The sequence below is a fragment of the Bacillus sp. SRB_8 genome (assembly GCF_003264205.1).
GTDB classification, from domain to species: domain Bacteria; phylum Bacillota; class Bacilli; order Bacillales; family Bacillaceae_G; genus Bacillus_A; species Bacillus_A mycoides.
In genome coordinates this window covers 38681-56660 of sequence record NZ_NADT01000024.1, presented here as the reverse complement: position 1 = coordinate 56660, position 17980 = coordinate 38681, and the positions used below count along the sequence as shown (strand labels likewise).

Genomic DNA, 17980 nt, shown 5'->3' with positions numbered 1-17980 from the left:
GGAATGAGAGATGAAATACAAACATGGATTAAACCAATATCGAATTAATCATGTAAGAGACTACGCAAGGTATACGGCAGAAATGGTCGCTAAGATAGAAATGCTGTTTCACTTGTCACAGGAAGGACATATTGAAGAAGAAAAAGCAGAGAATGGCATTTCGAATTTGACGAAAGAAATCGAACGAAGCTCAAAAGAATTACTGAACTATATAGAACAACGTGATGACATGCGGTAACAAAACTGAATAAAAGCGTTATTTAATAAAAAAGCAGTTAGCCTTCGCTAGCTGCTCCGCTGTTCTCGTTATGTAATTTAGATGAAGATACTTGCTACTAGAAATATAGCTCCTATCAAAATTAGAGATTCAAATAAAATCAAAAATTGGTTTTTCTTTGGCTTTTTTAATTCTTTAATTAAGCCCAATACTGCACTTATACCGAAAACAATATATAGGCAGATTATTATGGTTTCTGACATTTTTAACACTCCTAATATATAGATATTTCCATTATATATCAAAAGCTAAATGTATGTAAGATTTTAACAAAATCCTTATTTAAATAAAAGAAACCCCGATTGTCTGCGGGGCTCCTAAGGGTAATCGTCAAGTAATGACATACTCGACTAATTAACGATATCATGAATTTTTTGGTAAAAATACTGGTAAATGTGTCCTAATGAATGAGGGTATCATTTAGAACAAAAACGCTAGTTTAATAAGTAAAATAAAAGAGAGCACATTTGAGTATGTGCTCTTGGATAAGGGGTGCTGAATTTTAATTTATTGATTCTCTTTCATCGGAGGTATCAAATTTATCGATTAATTTAAAGATAGCCTCTAGAAGAACCGTAGATAAAATAGCAAAAATCAATACAGCATGAGGTGTTAATTTCACAGTTGTAAAATTAAGATTAGCTAGCCAAAAATATCCGACATACATCGTCAGGAAGGTACTAACAATTGAAATTGTAAACCCTAAGAAACCTAATTCTTTTAGCTTTTCCTCAGATAATTTGAATACTCGTAATACTAAAGAGAAGATGATTCCTACTATGAAAAATCCAGTACATAATGTCAATAGTGATATTATACTTGGATATTCAACGTCATCAGGCATCCATTGTTTTATTCCTACAATTATAGCTGTAGGGAGCACAATAGGTATTAATAGTGGTGATACTATTAGAAAAATTGCCAATAGTCTACTGATGTTGTTTGTTCCATTGTTGTTTTGATTATTCATAAATCCTCCAAAAAATAATATAAAGATCAATATTCTAGAGGATTTTAACACAAAAGTGTTAGTAAGACTATAGCTAAAAATAAGGATGGTTTTAAACAAAAAATTCATTTTGTATGTATTTGAAACACGAAAAGAGCACTTAATAAAGTGCTCTCGTTACGAGTTCATTCACTTAAAAGAAAGGATACACCAAATCATACGGGATTTTTCAAAATGTGCTTGGATAAATTAATTAGTATTTGTAAAAAAGCAGCTAGCAAAAGCTAACTGCTCGGCTGGTTCTCCAAGGGGGAAAGGAGAAAGGTTAGGGACTTCATTAAATGAGTTCTGGCTATCGCCTATCTATATTATTGACGGAATATTGAGTTTTATTCAGGGGAGGAAGAGGAAAATGAACAATTCTAGACTGTCCCAACTTGGTTTTGGTCTGCAACATCAGAATCGTATGTGTTTGTTGCACTAACACCGCTAAAGGTATTGGCAACAAAAGCAACATTGGATGATCCTGAACCATTATAAGCCTTCGTATTTTCCTTTGGAGAAACGTTGTAAAAATCGCCTAAGTTGAAAGAACCGTTACTATTTTGTACAACCAGATTTCCAACAACAGATGGTATAGTTTTCACCTGCTTTATTAAGAAGTATTTAAATTATTATATGGTGTATGCGTCTAGAGGTTCATCTGGATCTGAAAATTTTGAAATGAAGTTTGTTAGAAAACATAACAAAATAATCCTTTTACGAAAAAAGGTCCTGTTGTCTCCAACAGAACCTTTCCTAAAATGGCAAAGAGTAACTCTTACCTTACTCTTCTGCTATATAATACACAAAACACGTATAGATGTGTAGACTGAGAAATTCCAATGTAGTTATTTGAATATAGTGTTAAAAAGTATTTTTTCCGGGTTTAATATAAGGAATTAAATTACAAACTTTGATTTATCAATGTATATTAATGATTAACTAGAAAATAATAGTTAATAAAAGGATATTAAAATAATAAAATATGAAATATTGCATATTCAATTGAAATAGAAATTTACAAGTAGAAAGCGAGGAATAACTATGGGACTAGGAAACAGAGGAATGGCATTTGATAAGGTTATTAATCTATCGAACGAAATGTATCAAAGAGGGGGAGTGGCGCTTATAAACAAGTGTCCAACTCCTATGAAGGTGTTAAAAAGTAAAGGCGGCCGTGTATTAAATGGATTCTATGAAGCTAAAAGTACAGTGGACTATGATGGCGTTTATAAGGGACGAGCTATTGCGTTTGAAGCGAAGTCTACAGAGAATGCTACACGATTTGATTTAAAGAACATTGCGCAGCACCAATTGGATTATCTAGAGAAGGCAGAGAAGATGGGAGCGATTTGTTTCTTCCTTATTGAGTTTAGCAAAGACAAGTCAGTATTCGTGGTACCATTATCAGTCATTCAATCTTATGTAAGGATGTCTCATCAGCCAAAAGGTAAGAAGTCGATACCAAGAGCAGACTTTGATATTTATGGGTACTTAGTAGATCAGACGGAACGAGCACCAGTTGATTACTTGCAATACGTCGATGAGCAAGGATTTACACCGGTAATAGATGGCATGATTCAATTTGATCAGGACCATAAAAAGGTAACGAATAACATTGAAGCAACAAAAGAGAAGATGGTCAACAAGAAACGAAAATTATTAAAGGCTTAATGGATAACGGAACCATGCAGAGTGGATGGTGGGGGCTACTCGCTATGCATGTTTCCCTTATTCAACAATGAGATATTAAAATTTCGCGTACCTGATGTTAATATAAAAACCAAAATTTGAAATAGGAGGGATTCCAACTTGGAGAGACAATTATCTTTGTTACCGGATATCGATGATAAGAAAGTACAGAAGGAAGTAGTGAGCATTTTAAAGGAATACAGGGCACTCAAGATGCGATTTAGTAATGAAGTGGAGCAAGAAGGAATCAGCTTGTTTCCGGAACTACGTGATTCAAGGAACACGAGTAAATGGAAGGTGCAGCAGGTTGAAAAGGCATTTAACAATTTATTAGATGAAGATGAGCGTAATATTGTAGAGCGGAAGTTCCTGACAAACGAGAGAGTGAAGGATTCAGATGTTTATCACGATCTATTACTCAAGAAGACATACTTCTATGAGAAGAAGCAGAGTGCAGTTAATTTGATTGCTACAGCGCTAGGAATCATCTGAAAACCGCGAACAAAATGCGAACTTTTTGGGGGACTACATAAAAACGTGAAAATTATAAGCTATTCCTATAAACAGTTCTTTGAAAAGAGAATACGTTTTGGGGATAGCGTTCCCATTATAATAACGTTACTCGGTGACGCGGAGGCTAGAGGGAATAAGAGCTTCCCGAAATTATTTATATTTTACTTCTCATTGAGTGTATAAGCGTACCGCCTTTCATAGGTAGTAAAATCACGCCTGTCATGTGGATTTCTTGATTTCTATGTTAAAACTAGATCGGCACCAATTGGATATGATGGTTTGATTGAATGAACTGCATGTCATAAAAGAAGGAAAGTCTAAATTATATTAGTAATTGCTACCGACAATCACCGATATAAGTCAGGCTGTTCTTCTTAAACGATTAAACGAGCAGAGAGCTTCCGCTCTTTGTTTGAGCCAATACAGCTGAACATTCTCCTCAGTTTTATGTGTTGGTTCAAGCAAGGCGTAGGAAGAAACATATGCGTCTGGATATAAATCTTTTATAATTCGACATTGGCGAAAATGACATTAAGTAGCCGATTCTACGGAGTATAAACGAGAAGACTGAGAGTATCTAGAATACCAGAGGCTTGAAGAGATACTTATTGCCATTTGTTCTCTCTCTTCCCCTTCAGGAGCTGTCACTTCGGTGATGGCTTTTTGTTTTGTAGGATATTCTTCTTTTCTGTCGAATAGATAGATTGGGAGAGGTGGGGAATAAGTAAATGAAAAAATTTATAATAAGCATAGAAGCAGTCGATGGTAAACAACACGAATTTGAAATTGAGCATAAAAAGACAGTAACAGTTGCTGCTATAGAAAATTCTATACAAGCAAGAGAAGCTAGATTCTTCAGATTTGGAGATCGTATGATTAATTTGGACAATGTATTCTCTTTAGTGGTAAAAGAGAAGAAGGATTAAATACAAAAAAAGCATCCAAAACGGGTGCTTTTTTCTTTGTTATATAGAAATTACACATTAACCATTCAGCATATTAGGGAATATCGAGCATAGAATGATATGACTGACACCACGATATCAAGTTTATTGCTGCGTTTTAGTGTTACCTCTATGTTCACGAAAGGGCACCTGAATAAGGTGCCCTTTTTGATGAACCATTTTAATAAAGAAATCATATAGTATAGTGTAGGACAAGCTAACCGCTTATATCCTATTCAATGCTCATTGGGGAAATCCCCTTCTCATATTTTAGCATCTACTGACGTGGATGCTCTTTTTTATTGAGCAAAATGGACATTTAAATAGGAGGTTAATGATGGGTGTAACATTAGAGGAATTAGAAAAGTGTTTTAATGAAGCTGTAAATGAAGGAGCAGAGTATGTAGCTGTTCAAATTGAAATGGATGGGTTTCCTAGCGATGAAGTAATTATTAACGACAAACATAACATTGATTCTAAACTAGCGTATTATAAGAAAACATACAATGAAGATTTAGAACATAGATGCACTCCAGGAATTCGTATTGTAGGTTTTGCGTATGGTTATTCGTTCTCAGAAATCCTACGTGAATTAGGATTGTTGGTGAAGTAGTGATTAAACCAATAGCAATTATCGTAGGCGCTGCCGTTATCCTGGTGGCGTCTTGTTTGTTGTTAAGGGATGATAAGGGGTGAAATAGACTTGCAATTTGAAGATTAGATAATAATATTATTACTTTAAAATGCAGAAAGTAGACTAATAAACAAGCTGTTTTTAACTTTTAATCATAGAATATGAGGAATTCTATTGTTAAGAGGAGGTAATCATATTTATGGGATGTAATTGTAATTTCAGACATTGCAGAGATTGTAATAGATTTTGGGATGATTTAATGTTCTGCAGACGCAGACATAGAGATTGTGATGACCGTCGTTGTAGACGCGACCGTGACTGCGATTGTGATGAATGCCGTCGCAGACGTAACCATCATCATGACTGTGAGCGTGATAATCGTCGAGATTAGTAAAGTCCTTTGAATGAGTGTGCTTCTTCGCAGCACTCTTTTTTTGTTTATGGGTTTTCTAAATTAATACTTATTAAATACGAAGAATGTAGTTGCAATTCGATTTAAGGTCCAACAAAACAAACGAACATAACTAACGAAAATAAATGTCTTGTTTATATGTCTAAAAGTTGCCCCTTTTGTACAATTTGATTTCATAGGTTAAAAACTTTGTAAACAGATAGTTGTTAATGTCTAAAAGATAGTCTGAAATAAAAGTATAGAATTCTTAGGACTTTTAGACTATTTTGAGGTGATTGTGATGGCTATTGTTGGTTATGCAAGGGTAAGTACAAAAGAACAAAATTTAGATGCGCAAATTGAGATATTAACAGATTATGGATGTGATAAAATATATTCTGAAAAATACAGTGAAGCTAATAGCAATCGAGGAGAATTGCAAAAAGCATTAGAGTATATGAGAGAAGGAGATAAATTTGTTATTTGTAAAATTGAACGTTTAGCTAGATCAATATTCGATTTATATAAGATTGTGAATACATTAGCTAATCGAGGCATAGCGGTGGTATTTCTTAAAGAACAAATTGATTTCTCTACACCCGCAGGTAAATTGATGTTCACTATGCTAGGGGCTATTGCTGAATTTGAAAGAGATTTAATCAATGAAAGAACAGCTGAAGGCCGAGAAAGGGCTAAAGCGATGGGCAAACACATGGGAAGAAAAGGGCAGGATGAAAAACAGGTCATGAACTTATTCTTTAATAGAACAGAAAATAGTTTGAGTGTAAATGACATTTCCAAAATGACAGGTGTTCCGCGTTCTACTATTTATGCGAAAGTGAAAGAATTAAAAGAGGGGGATTTATAATGGCGGAATATGAACAGCTTCGGCAGGAATTCCAAATTTTAAGAATTACTGAGCAGATAGTAGAGGTCACTAATGAACCAAAACTTCTCATGATTTTCACCTCGATTCAAAGTTTTAGAAATTCTTACACAATTATACATTTAAAAAAGATTTACAAAAGGAATTACCATAAGGAGGAGCTATGACGAGTTACTTCCTACGTATACGCTCTAACGGGACAAACTGTTGGGAATGGTGGAGGAAACGGCGGTTCTAATGGTGGATATCAATACGTTAAGTTAGGTGGATTCGGTACTAACTCCTTAGATGAAGCTATTCAAGCTATGATAGAACGAGGAAGAAAAGGTAGCGTTAATGTTGATCCAATTTCTGGACTATGTTATATCCAAACCGATGTCCTACCTAATGCAGAGTTAGATAAGATTACTTGGTGGATGGATACTAGACCGGGTGGTAAATGCTTCCTTAGCTTTCTCTATTGAGTTCTGTTCCTCTTTTGTATTTGTAAATTCGATAACCATAACAGACAGTCCAAAACATAAACAAACAGCCTTTATCTTGCTAACTCTCACAAGAACTTACAATTTTTCTCTATCTGTATTTAACCTAGAATACAAGATTCTTTCATTTTTATTCCCGGATATATTTGAAAAATTGTATGTTTTTATCTCAAATCAATTATATCTATAAATTTAAGGAAAATTCTGTTATAAGATGCATCAGTGCAAGTTATTAAATTCTTTATCGGATTTATGTCAGTTACAGTCACAGATCTAGTAAGCAAATGACCATCTCTATAATAAGTAATCAATATCTTCTCTTTAGAAAGAAATGAACATAATAACTTGTTTTCAATAATTTCTTGTTCGTCTTGGGTTAATGTAGGGCGCTCCACTTTTGTTTGTTTTTTAACAATCTTACCAATACCGATGAATTTTTTCGGTATCGAAGCGAATGGAGTCCGCTTAACCATTCCTATTCCTTTTGGCATATGTGTATATCTCCCTAATTGCTATTAATAGCTGCATCATTATATCAAATTTTGGAGATGTTAGGATTATTTATGTAATTATAAAATAAACATTTAGAGGTTTTTGGCTCCTTATAAAATCAAATCAATTTAACTAAGCATGATTTATATATATAATAGGAGAAATTACTGTGGAGTCCCTTTGTAGGTAAGCGTGTTGTTGCTAAGGTTAATAATATTCGTTTCAATAATACCCTTCTTGGCAGGGGAAAGATGTCGTTGGTTCTGTAGATGTAGGGTTAGGATTTACAATTGATGTGAAAATAATTGTTAAATTGCACCTTCTTCTAGTCTAACATCTTGATTATCTGCATTGCGAAACTTTTCAGCGATTCGCTTCAAATCTTCTTCTACCTGCACAAGTGAATTGATAGATGTAAAAGCTTTTGGTTTCGCATCATTGAACATTTGAATGAACTGTTGATTAGAGGCACCAATCCATTGAAAATACAAATGATCAATTTCATTACATAAATTATTATGTATAGATTCTAATGCGATTCTGGTATTACTTGCACGATTAGCAACTTCTTCTAGCATTTCAGGTGTCACTTTGATTTGAACCATTTCCTTCCTCCCTTTTCCCAATTTAAATTATGAGATAAAAAGAAAAAAATGTAAAAACAGAAATTTTAGATTAGTATAATGATATTTGTGTAAAATAAAATCTACTAAATTGTAAATAAAGCCTATGTATATGTGAAATAAAGAAGAGCCGTCCTGTTGGATGACTCTTCTCATTTAAATATTTAATCTTGTTATTCAAATAATTTATCCATTAAATCTTGGACTTCACGCCTTCTTTTAGCTGTTTCGTCCTTATCAATTGTATAATTATCATCATCAATTATAAGAACATCACCCTCTTTTGCAGTAGAAGGGAGTTTAGATTTAAGCACATCAATTGTTGAATTATTAATTTCAATAACTGCTATTTCCCCTTCAAAACGGTCAATAATACCTCTTTGCATAATTATCTCTCCGTTCTTACAGAAATATTTGAACCATCACTGTTAACAACTACTGTCCCATTTAAATCTGTTCTGTACACCTTAACAGACATTGAAGATAACTTAGCTAAAGTTTCCTGTGTAGGGTGGCCATATCGGTTACCCGCACCGGCACTGATTACAGCAATACTTGGTTTAACTGCATCTAAAAATGGCTGAGAAGAGGAAGTCTTACTTCCGTGATGACCAGGTTTTAATACATCAGATTTTAGGTTAGAACCATGCGCTGCAACCATATCTTTTTCACTTTTTGTCTCAGCGTCGCCAGTAAATAAGAATGATTTGCTACCGTGCGTTACTTTTAACACAGCACTCCATTCGTTTAAGTCGTCACCATATTCTTTAACAGGAGCTAAGAATTGTGAGTTTAAACCATTGATTGGTAAAGTCATACCAGTTTTTGCTTCTTTAATTGTTAATCCTTTGTTAGCTACTGCAGTTAAAAAGTCTTTATATGTTTGGGTAGTATGGCTTACTTTAGGAGCGTAAACATTTTTAACATTCATAGAATAAAGGACCTCATCTAATCCGCCTACATGATCGGCATCAGGATGAGTAGCAATCATATAATCAATTGTTTGGAATCCTAATCCCTTTAGATAATTCGCCACGACTTTACCTTTTCCATTGTTACCTGCGTCAATGAGGATTGTTTCTCCACTTGGTGACTTAATAAATGTAGCATCACCTTGTCCCACATCAATATAATGAACCTCTAAGTTACCCTGAGGCTTAGGAAGAGACGGACGGAAACTTGGTTCTAATACACGGGCCAAGAATGCAGCGAATTGTTCACGAGTTACTTTTACGTCTGGACCAAATGTACCGTCAGGCAATCCAGCAGTGATATTGTTTTGAGCTAGAGTTTTGATATATTGATAACCCCAATGAGTAGATGGAACATCAGGGAAATTGATGTCCGCGCCTGTAGGCTTCAAATCAAAAGTTTTAACAAGAACTACTGCCATTTCTGCACGAGATAATGAGCGGTCAGGGAAGTAGTTTTGCTCACGTTGTACAATGTTATTATGTGCTAACTTATGTACAGAATCATAGTAATAGATACCTTTGGTTACATCAGAAAAAATATGATTATAGCTAGATGGTTTTTCTAATTTTAACGATAAATCTAGCATTAAGGCCATTTGTCCACGAGTTACATTGTCACTTGGCTTAAAATGTCCTTCTGGAGTACCATTAATAATGCCTTTTTCTGATAAATAGTTAATCTCTTTAATTGCCCAATGGCCAGCTTGGACATCAGGGAAAGATTTAGCACTTGCAAGATTAGGGATGAACAATGATAAAACCATTACAAATGCTGTTAGTAATAAGCTTAACTTCTTCAAGAATGCCGCCTCACTTTGTATGTTTTTTTACCTACTTAACTTTAGCATCTCTTACAAATAATTCAAAGTTTAATAGAATAATATATGGTACATGATAGTACCGGCAAAACATACTATGTAACAATAAATGAAGCCCATGTGTATGTTAAGTAAGAGTTGCAAAAGAGCATAAACACTTAAAAATATAAATTTGCTATTAATCTATGCTTTTATATGATTAAATAAAAGAACTGCCTATAAGTGGAACTTTTAGGGCAGATTCTTTTTATATAATAAATTGAAGGGTGGAACTAAGGTGATTAGTGATTTGAAAAAAGGGGCTTTATCTTCATTGAATGGCCGTTGGGGATTAGGAGTAGGTTCAACATTCCTAAATTATCTCATTCCCGCAGCAAGTATGTATCTCATTGGTATAGTAGTATTTTTAATTTTTGGTTTATTTGTAGATGTTATAGGACCTGAGAACCTTGTATATTATTCGTATGGCGAACCTAAACTTAATTTTGGAGTTATTTTATCTCAAATTATTATATGGGCTATTATTTTTATTCTTTATATCGTTGTACAAAGTGTTATGAGTTACGGTTATTACAACATCACTTTAGGTTTAGCAAAAAATGAATCTACTACAATTGGTGATTTATTTGCTGGATTTAAATCAAATAATATATTTAGAGCTATGAAATTAGGTATCTTACAAACAATATTCATTTTCTTATGGAGTCTTTTGTTCATTATTCCAGGTATTATTAAATTTTTCTCTTATTCTATGGCTTACTACATTATGTTAGAGGATCCAGAATGTACAGCAAGCGAAGCGATTAAAAAAAGTAAAGCGATGATGAAAGGACATAAGTTAGACTTATTCATCACTTGGTTAAGTTTTATTGGTTGGTTTATTTTAGGTTCATTGGTAGGAATATTCACATTAAATCTTCCGTATCTTTGGATTTCCCCATATTACACAACGACTGTATCGCATTTCTATTTGAAATTAGCAAATAAAAATGTGACTGATGACGAAACTATTGTTATCTAATCTATATAATGATTAATATCAAAAAAGAGAGGGAACTAATTGTTCCCTCTCTTTTTTGATGTTTTGTAGCTTTAAAATAAAGTTCAAATTTTGGTTCTGGTGCAAAGATGAAGTAGACGAGAATATAGCGCATATATTTCTAGCGGAATTGTATTTTATGCTGTTAGCCCAAACAATTGATGGACGAACTCTTTCTGATTTTGGACAGACTGATCCCGTAAATCAATCTGTTCTTTTTTAATCATATGCATGGCTTCCACACCACTTAATATAGAAGTTGCAGTTTTAAATGATTTAAACTCCAACATAGGACGCACACGTTTCTTAATAAAACGATGATCTTGTTCCACTATATTATTGAGATATCTAACTTGCCTTATCTTTATGCCTTCGGGCATATGTTTCTCTTCTTTCAACGCTTGAATCGCTACAGGATAGGCAGGGTTCTTATCTACTGTTATCACACGAGGTTTAGAAACATACGAAAAAGCAAAAGCTTTCTTGAAAAAGCGCTTGGCCGCTTGTTTATCTCTTGATTTACTTAGATAAAAATCAATTGTATTACCCTCTGAATCAACTGCACGATATAAGTACATCCATTGCCCTTTTACTTTAATATAGGTTTCATCGACTCTCCACGAATCATTTGTTAATTTAAGATGATGTCGTACTTTCTCTTCTAATTGAGGCCCATATTGATGAACCCAACGCATAATGGTTGTGTGAGCCATTGATAATCCTCTTTCCTCCATCATTTCCACCAGGTTACGGAAGCTCAAATTGTACCGTAGGTACCACCTTACTGTTAATAAGATTAGTTCAGGCTGATAATGCTTCCATTTAAACAAATTTTCCTTTTCCATACTGATCACACACCTTATTTAGAGTCATACTATCAGTATGTCCAAGTTTAGGAGATTACTTGCAAGAGCTTTAGAGTTTTTGCACCAGAACTAACGAATATGTCTAACAAGTCTAAAGTTCACGGTTTAAAAGAGAATCAGCAGGAAGAAATTGACGCCATTCAACAAACGATCACTGAGATTGAGGTTGCATTTAATCAACATGATGCGGATGAATTAGATCGTCACTTCACTTCAGACGCTACATGGGTAAATGTGCTTGGTGAACGGCTATCAGGTTGGAAGCAAATCAATGAAGTGCACAAGATTATCTTGGCAGGACCACTTCGCAACTCATATGCTTCCTATACAGTCGAAAGCATTAACTTTGTGCGTTCGGATGTAGCTATTACACATATTAGGCAATATCCGACAACCTCTGAAGGGACAATAATAGAAAACGGGCAAGGCAGTCTTGCTATTTATGTGATGGTCAAAGAACTCGGAACGTGGCAGGTCGCTGCTGGACAGAATACATTTGTCCATAATTAAATAAAAAATATATCTAGAACGTTATCTTTTTCTTCTTTGTTGATTCCAATATAAGTCAATGTGTGTTGTGTATTTCTTGCAACATAGCGATATCTTTTGTTTATAGAACCAATAGCCGAAGGTTTTGCGCATGGTGTGGGTACCAATGGATTCTACACCGGCAAAATCTCCGGATTTTTGCAATTGTCGATAAGCCTGGATCTTACTAATGGGTTGCTTTCCTTTTCGAGAAGGGAATAACCAGGTACTTTCTAGTGTTCGGACATAAGAGTATACTTCATCAAAAATAGAGGTAAGATTAATCATGCGTTTTTTCTTCATTTTTCCCTCTTTGATCTTGAATTCTTTTCTCTTTTTTCGTTTTGAGGAACAATGTATTTCTTAACTTGATGGCGGTGGGGCATTACCCCATCGCTATCAAGCTAAGAAATACAAATACCCCCTAAACGAGAATTTCGCGTGTTTTTAATCTAAGAACGTTAGTTATTTGATTTTAAAAGACTGGATTAATGCAAGTATTTTTTGTTCTCTCTCCGTAAGTGGGGATATTTATATGTATAGAATATTCTTAGTTCAAAAAAGATGACTTATGTATGTGTTTATCGAAATATGTATTATTACGATAAATTAGTTAAAGTGAGGTTTACATTACATGATTCGATTAATTATGGAAAAAGATGCAGAACCTTTTCTAGAATTATGCAAAAAAATTGATGGAGAAACGGAATTTATGTTGTTTGAGGGTGGAGAAAGATCTACCACAATTGAACAACAACAAAATATTATCAAAAAAATATCTCATTCTTCAAATTCAGCTATTTTTGTTGCCGATATTGAAAATAACTTAGCAGGATATTTAATAGCAATTGGTGGTAATTCTAAAAGAATTAGACATAGTGTTTATATTGTTGTCGGTGTAACAAATGAAGCTAGCGGAAGAGGAATTGGAACCCAGTTATTTAAAGCACTTGAAAATTGGGCTAAAACTATAGGGGTAATTAGATTAGAACTGACAGTGAGAGTAAATAATACATCAGCTATTTCTTTATATAAAAAATTAGGTTATGAGATTGAGGGAATAAAAAGAGCTTCTTGTGTTATTGCTGGAGATTTAGTTGATAGTTATTACATGTCTAAGATTTTGAAATGTACCTAAAGCAAAAAAAGCGCTATTCTTTCTGTAGAATCATAGGAAAGGATGGCGTTTTGTATGTCTATTTCTGTATCGGATGAATTACAACTATTTGCTCAAGAAATTCAAAACTTCTTATCTCCAAATTTCTTACGAGATCTTGCTAGAGATGTTGGTTTTGTACAACGAACCAGTAAATACCAAGCAAAAGATTTAGTCGCTTTATGTGTATGGATTAGTCAAAATGTTGCTAGAACCTCTTTAACTCAGTTATGTAGCTGTTTAGAAGCAGCAACAGAAGTGCTCATCAGTCTTGAGGGACTAAATCAACGATTTAATGCCACAGCCGTGCAATTTCTACAACAAGTGTTAGCCGAACTTCTCAACCAAAAGTTATCTTCAACTAAGCTACTCACTTCTCCATACACTTCTATTTTCAAGCGTATTCGTATTCTAGATTCAACTGCATTTCAACTTCCCGATGTATTTTCATCTGTTTATCCAGGTGCAGGAGGATGCAGCCATACAGCGGGGATGAAGATTCAGCTTGAGTATGATCTATTAAGTGGACAGTTCCTACATATTCATACGGGTCCAGGTAAACAACATGATCGAACCTATGGTTCTCTGTGTGTCCCAAATGTGACAGCGAATGATTTATGTATCCGTGATTTAGGTTATTTTCACTTGAAAGATCTTCAACATATACAAGATAAAAAGGCTTACTATATCTCTCGTATTAAATCAAATACACGTATTTATCAAAAAAATCCCACCCCTGATTATTTTCAAGATGGAAGAATCAAGAAAGGTACAGAGTATATACAGATAGATATGGAGTTCTTAATGAATTCTCTTCAACCAGGACAAACATGTGAAATATCCAACGCTTATGTAGGAATGACTGATAAAGTAGCAACTCGTGTGATTGTTCACCGACTAACAAAAGAACAACAACAAAAACGATTACAAGATCAAGCTGTAAGAGAGAAAAAGAAAGGAATGAAGTATTCCCCCCGTAGTAAACGTCTCAGTGGTATCAATGTATATATGACAAACCCCCCTACAGATATGGTCCCGATGGGACAAGTACATGATTGGTACTCTTTACGTTGGCAAATCGAAATTATATTTAAAACATGGAAATCATTCTTTCATATTCATCATTGTAAAAAGATAAAACGAGAACGATTGGAATGCCATTTGTATGGGCAACTGATTGCCATTCTACTCTGTTCTTCTACCATGTTTCAAATGCGGCAATTACTTCTTATAAAAAAGAAACGAGAACTGAGTGAATATAAGGCCATATATATGATTAAAGATTACTTTCTTCTTCTTTTCCAAGCTATACAGAAAGACACCCAAGAGCTATTAAAGATTCTAATTGGCTTGTTCAACCTCCTACAGCAAAACGGGCGAAAATCTCATAGGTATGAGAAGAAAACAGTCTTTGATATATTAGGTGTCGTTTACATTTGTACCATGTCTGATAATCAAGCGGCTTAAATCAAAAAAATGAAACCCATTAGGGTTTATTTCGTATGCAAATCTTTAAATTCCCTACACTTAGCCTTTAGAAAAAAGAAACAACCGTTACTATAATTGACGTTGTATGAGCTTAGCTTGATAGCGATGTGGCGGTACCCCACATCCATCAAGTTAAGAAATTCACTGTTCTCCAAAACGAAAAAAATGAACTTAATTCTCATAAATAAGTGTAGAGAGAAAAAATTTCGTTTTGGGTGTATTTCAAAACCTTAGGTTGATGGACATGTGGTGCTACCCAATTGCCATCAAGTTAAGAAGTTCATTGTTCCCCAAAACGAAAAAAATGAGTTGAATCCTCATAGACAAGTGTGGAGAGATAAAATTTTCGTTTTAGGGTTACTCCAAAATATTAGGTTGATGGGCATGGGGTTCAGCCGAGATACGTGTAAAAATGGGTCATATACTGGATTTTATTTCCATGATATGACCCATTTATTTTTTATACAGGTATATTCTCTTCTATGGGGCACGGCAAGAATTCTTACTTTTTGGAGCCATTCAAGAATAAATTGAGAAAACCACCAATTTAAATGATATTTGCTGGGATTTTTTAACGTTAAATTCATTTAATCGAGTTATACGACACTTTTTCTTGATGTTAATCATTGTTAATTCATCATTTTTCATCAAATTAAAATGAAAAATGACACAGAACACTAATTCTACGTCATTTTTATTTGAGTGGCTCAAAAAAGAACGAATTCTTGCCGTGCCCCAACCATGAGTTACCTCCTCATTCGATTGTGATGCAGTTGACTGTAATAGTGTTATCAATGCAGCGCTGTTGATTGTTGGAGGCGAAGATGGTCTCGAAGGTTACGTAAAAGGAGCAGGGGTTGGTTAGCGCCTTCACCTATCCTACCCGAATAAAGCGGGAAATGGTTTAGTCCTTTGTTACAGAAGGCGGCTTTTTTATGACATCCGCATCATCACCTGTAACGTAAACTTGTGCTGTTTCTTTTTTCAGCTTTTCCTTTATTTGTTTTATTTCTTCTATTTGACGTTTTGTAACCAATACTTTATTTACTTGCACGGGGTGTTTGTTTATTTCAATTTCTTCTTCTTTTAGAGGAATTCGAAGTTCCTCCTCATTTCCTGCTTCTATTACTAATACTTCACGCTTAATAGGAACAGTAAACGTTTTCTGTTCTTCGACGACTTCTTTATGAACCTTTACCTCCCCCGTTTGTACTCGTTTTTTTTTTATTTCCAGCTGCTCTTCTCGTAATTGAAGCGTTTTTTCTTTAATTTCACTTGTTTTTTTAGTCGGTTTGTCGATGTTCCTTCTCGAATTCATTGTATAACTAATGCCGCCTACGATTGCTCCTATAACGAGTCCTGTTACGATTGTAAAACCTGTTACCCAACCGATTATGCTACCGATTATCGTACCAATAGTAATATACTTTCCCATAGGACCTCCTGAAGTTCTTTTATATATATGAATGGAAAGAAACCTACTTAACTAGAAGTTAAGTAGGTAGGCACAATTAGTCCTCTTTGATAATGTCTGTATTACCATGCGATTCAACATCTGCAACTTCTTTACGAAGTACGTCGCGTACTTGTTCTGTTTCCTGAACCGAACGTTTATGAGCAGAGACTTCACCAGTGACGACCGTATGCTTTTCTACATCAATTTTTTCAGCAGTTACTGGAATGTGAACCGTTTCTTCTTCTGTAATTGGTTCATCTGTTGGTTCGTGATCAACGGCTCTTTGTTCAATAACGACTTGATCATGTAAAACAGGGACATTCACTGATTGTTCTTCCTCAACAATGTCCTTATGAAGCGTCACATCACCAGTCTCCACACGGTGTTTGTCGATCTCCAATTCTTCAGCACGAAGATCAAGATGTACGTCTTCTGCTGCAAATTCTGTATCGGCAGTGCGGTCTACTTCACGTACCTTTTTTCGAGTTTCCTTTTGAGTTCCTTCTTCGTTAAATAAATCAAAAAAGCCCATGATGAAAACCTCCTAAGGGATGTGTTTGAATCGTACAAGTACTAATGTTACCTGTGTGAGTGAAAATATGCGCTTGATTTGGTGCTTGTTTCTAAAAAGGCTTTACTTAGCCATTTGGTATTTACATCCAATTTTTTATTAGGGATATTTAAAAAACCTCAGAGTCGTTAGCCTTCATCCTCGATTAACGCGCCCTATCGTACTATAAGGTCAATCGCTAGACCAGTTCAAGAAGACACCGAATTTCATGTAGCATCTGAAAGGAAAAGCTATATTGGGGTTCAGCCGAGATACGTGTAAAAATGGGTCACAGGCTGTATTTTATTTCCATTATCAGATTTCGTTGTAACAAAAAGGCGTTTTATTAATAATGTTACGGATTATTTTTGATACAGTATTTTGTTACAACTAATCCAATAGAAGAAACTCATTCAAAATGGAAAAGTGGAGAAATAACTGCTGTTATATTTATGGAAATGTTAGAACTTAAGAAAAATACGTTTTATAAAATAATGAAAGAATATACAGAAGCAAATTAGCCTCTCATTTATAGAGAATGTTAATTTTTCATCGGTTATCAGAAAGCTGGTATTCCCCTTTGTTAAAACAACAGTCATTGGGAATTTCGATAGAAGTAGATCAATGGTATTCGTAGTCAAATCTGAGTAGAAAATACCCTATGTTAATATTACACTTTTAGGTATTAAAAACTAAATTTTGTACATGATAAAAATGTTCCTGCTTACAATGTGGGTACAAAAGGAGGATTTTTAAATGGACAAAAAAACAGAAAAGAAAATTGAAGCTGTAGCACGTAAGGCAGCGGATACAGAAATTTCTCAAGAATTAAGTGCAATCCAACACCAAGTGCAACATTTACAACAAGCTTTATCTCAGGTGTCCCAATCTTCACAAGGACAGCAACAACAAGGACAGCAAAATCAGCAAGGTCTTCAACAGGCCAATCAATTAATGCAACAACTGCAACAATTTAGTCAACAGTCTCAACAACAAATGCAACAAGCTGATCAGCAATTACAACAAACTATTCAACAAGCCATCCAAACTTTAAATCAAGGCTTACAGCACCTTCAATCAAATCAAACATTAAATCAAATCAATCAAGCTATATCTCAAGCTCAGCAACAAATTAAACAAATGGGTAACCAACAAGGGCAACAAATGGGTGGCCAACAAG

At 34.6% G+C, this 17980-nt stretch carries 20 protein-coding genes and 5 pseudogenes; 15 read left to right on the top strand and 10 right to left on the bottom strand.

What is annotated here, in order from left to right; translation table 11 throughout:
- Positions 1-10: 10 nt before the first annotated feature.
- Positions 11-238, top strand: coding sequence for a hypothetical protein (locus B5P40_RS20935; protein ID WP_002187359.1), 228 nt, complete (start codon positions 11-13; stop codon positions 236-238).
- Positions 239-779: 541 nt separating this feature from the next.
- Here B5P40_RS20935 and B5P40_RS20930 read toward each other — a convergent pair.
- Positions 780-1247, bottom strand: a complete 468-nt coding sequence (locus tag B5P40_RS20930) for a hypothetical protein (protein WP_063225944.1) — start codon at positions 1245-1247, stop codon at positions 780-782.
- A 401-nt stretch (positions 1248-1648) separates the two neighbouring features.
- Complete coding sequence (locus B5P40_RS20925) at positions 1649-1864, bottom strand: spore germination protein (protein WP_002161752.1); 216 nt, start codon at positions 1862-1864, stop codon at positions 1649-1651.
- 448 nt (positions 1865-2312) lie between these two features.
- Here B5P40_RS20925 and B5P40_RS20920 point away from each other — a divergent pair, with 448 nt between their 5' ends.
- The 7 genes and pseudogenes from B5P40_RS20920 to B5P40_RS20890 form a co-directional block, all read left to right on the top strand.
- The gene (locus B5P40_RS20920; RefSeq protein ID WP_113709797.1) at positions 2313-2942 is read left to right on the top strand and encodes a Holliday junction resolvase RecU; all 630 of its coding nucleotides are present in this window, start codon (positions 2313-2315) and stop codon (positions 2940-2942) included.
- A 138-nt stretch (positions 2943-3080) separates the two neighbouring features.
- Complete coding sequence (locus B5P40_RS20915; RefSeq protein ID WP_088265902.1) at positions 3081-3452, top strand: ArpU family phage packaging/lysis transcriptional regulator; 372 nt, start codon at positions 3081-3083, stop codon at positions 3450-3452.
- Positions 3453-4201: 749 nt separating this feature from the next.
- Positions 4202-4399, top strand: a complete 198-nt coding sequence (locus tag B5P40_RS20910; protein ID WP_002017201.1) for a hypothetical protein — start codon at positions 4202-4204, stop codon at positions 4397-4399.
- 355 nt (positions 4400-4754) lie between these two features.
- A complete protein-coding gene (locus B5P40_RS20905) occupies positions 4755-5030 on the top strand; it encodes a hypothetical protein (RefSeq protein ID WP_016119217.1) in 276 nt (91 codons plus the stop codon).
- 220 nt (positions 5031-5250) lie between these two features.
- On the top strand, positions 5251-5442 hold the full coding sequence (locus tag B5P40_RS33660; protein WP_078177533.1) for a hypothetical protein: 192 nt from the start codon (positions 5251-5253) through the stop codon (positions 5440-5442).
- A gap of 301 nt (positions 5443-5743) precedes the next feature.
- A complete protein-coding gene (locus B5P40_RS20895; RefSeq protein WP_078177532.1) occupies positions 5744-6310 on the top strand; it encodes a recombinase family protein in 567 nt (188 codons plus the stop codon).
- A gap of 194 nt (positions 6311-6504) precedes the next feature.
- Positions 6505-6792: pseudogene (locus tag B5P40_RS20890) on the top strand (N-acetylmuramoyl-L-alanine amidase C-terminal domain-containing protein); the annotation flags it as partial.
- A gap of 182 nt (positions 6793-6974) precedes the next feature.
- Here B5P40_RS20890 and B5P40_RS20885 read toward each other — a convergent pair.
- Complete coding sequence (locus B5P40_RS20885) at positions 6975-7301, bottom strand: YolD-like family protein (RefSeq protein ID WP_113709796.1); 327 nt, start codon at positions 7299-7301, stop codon at positions 6975-6977.
- Between the two features lie 174 nt (positions 7302-7475).
- Between B5P40_RS20885 and B5P40_RS33655 the strand changes: the two are divergent.
- Positions 7476-7612, top strand: a pseudogene (locus B5P40_RS33655) (N-acetylmuramoyl-L-alanine amidase); the annotation flags it as partial.
- A 1-nt stretch (position 7613) separates the two neighbouring features.
- Here B5P40_RS33655 and B5P40_RS20875 read toward each other — a convergent pair.
- The 3 genes and pseudogenes from B5P40_RS20875 to B5P40_RS20865 all read right to left on the bottom strand — a co-directional run.
- Positions 7614-7907, bottom strand: a pseudogene (locus B5P40_RS20875) (WXG100 family type VII secretion target); the annotation flags it as partial.
- Between the two features lie 191 nt (positions 7908-8098).
- A complete protein-coding gene (locus B5P40_RS20870) occupies positions 8099-8311 on the bottom strand; it encodes a DUF3006 domain-containing protein (protein WP_063226570.1) in 213 nt (70 codons plus the stop codon).
- Between the two features lie 2 nt (positions 8312-8313).
- The gene (locus tag B5P40_RS20865) at positions 8314-9699 is read right to left on the bottom strand and encodes an S-layer homology domain-containing protein (RefSeq protein WP_078177463.1); all 1386 of its coding nucleotides are present in this window, start codon (positions 9697-9699) and stop codon (positions 8314-8316) included.
- Between the two features lie 295 nt (positions 9700-9994).
- On the opposite strand from B5P40_RS20865, the gene B5P40_RS20860 reads away from it, so the two are divergent.
- Entirely contained in the window at positions 9995-10738 is a 744-nt protein-coding gene (locus tag B5P40_RS20860) for a DUF975 family protein (protein ID WP_078177462.1), read from the top strand.
- Between the two features lie 155 nt (positions 10739-10893).
- On the opposite strand, the gene B5P40_RS20850 is transcribed toward B5P40_RS20860, so the two are convergent.
- A complete protein-coding gene (locus tag B5P40_RS20850; protein WP_113709795.1) occupies positions 10894-11601 on the bottom strand; it encodes an IS6 family transposase in 708 nt (235 codons plus the stop codon).
- Positions 11602-11700: 99 nt separating this feature from the next.
- Between B5P40_RS20850 and B5P40_RS20845 the strand changes: the two genes are divergently transcribed.
- Positions 11701-12132: an SgcJ/EcaC family oxidoreductase gene (locus B5P40_RS20845; RefSeq protein ID WP_002204171.1), complete on the top strand. Its 432-nt coding sequence runs from the start codon at positions 11701-11703 to the stop codon at positions 12130-12132.
- On the opposite strand, the pseudogene B5P40_RS20840 reads toward B5P40_RS20845, so the two are convergent.
- Positions 12129-12495, bottom strand: a pseudogene (locus B5P40_RS20840) (tyrosine-type recombinase/integrase); the annotation flags it as partial. The gene B5P40_RS20845 and the pseudogene B5P40_RS20840 overlap by 4 nt on opposite strands.
- Positions 12496-12784: 289 nt before the next feature.
- On the opposite strand from B5P40_RS20840, the gene B5P40_RS20835 reads away from it, so the two are divergent.
- Positions 12785-13288, top strand: coding sequence for a GNAT family N-acetyltransferase (locus B5P40_RS20835; RefSeq protein ID WP_078177458.1), 504 nt, complete (start codon positions 12785-12787; stop codon positions 13286-13288).
- A 54-nt stretch (positions 13289-13342) separates the two neighbouring features.
- Positions 13343-14773: an IS4 family transposase gene (locus B5P40_RS20830; RefSeq protein ID WP_113709794.1), complete on the top strand. Its 1431-nt coding sequence runs from the start codon at positions 13343-13345 to the stop codon at positions 14771-14773.
- Between the two features lie 925 nt (positions 14774-15698).
- On the opposite strand, the gene B5P40_RS20820 is transcribed toward B5P40_RS20830, so the two are convergent.
- Positions 15699-16229, bottom strand: a complete 531-nt coding sequence (locus tag B5P40_RS20820) for a YsnF/AvaK domain-containing protein (protein WP_113709792.1) — start codon at positions 16227-16229, stop codon at positions 15699-15701.
- Positions 16230-16305: 76 nt separating this feature from the next.
- Complete coding sequence (locus B5P40_RS20815; protein WP_002139618.1) at positions 16306-16782, bottom strand: YsnF/AvaK domain-containing protein; 477 nt, start codon at positions 16780-16782, stop codon at positions 16306-16308.
- Between the two features lie 410 nt (positions 16783-17192).
- Between B5P40_RS20815 and B5P40_RS33650 the strand changes: the two are divergent.
- Positions 17193-17321 (top strand): annotated as a pseudogene (locus B5P40_RS33650) (recombinase family protein); the annotation flags it as partial.
- Positions 17322-17556: 235 nt separating this feature from the next.
- A partial coding sequence (locus tag B5P40_RS20805) for a hypothetical protein (protein WP_258402171.1) occupies positions 17557-17980 on the top strand: 424 nt, incomplete at its 3' end.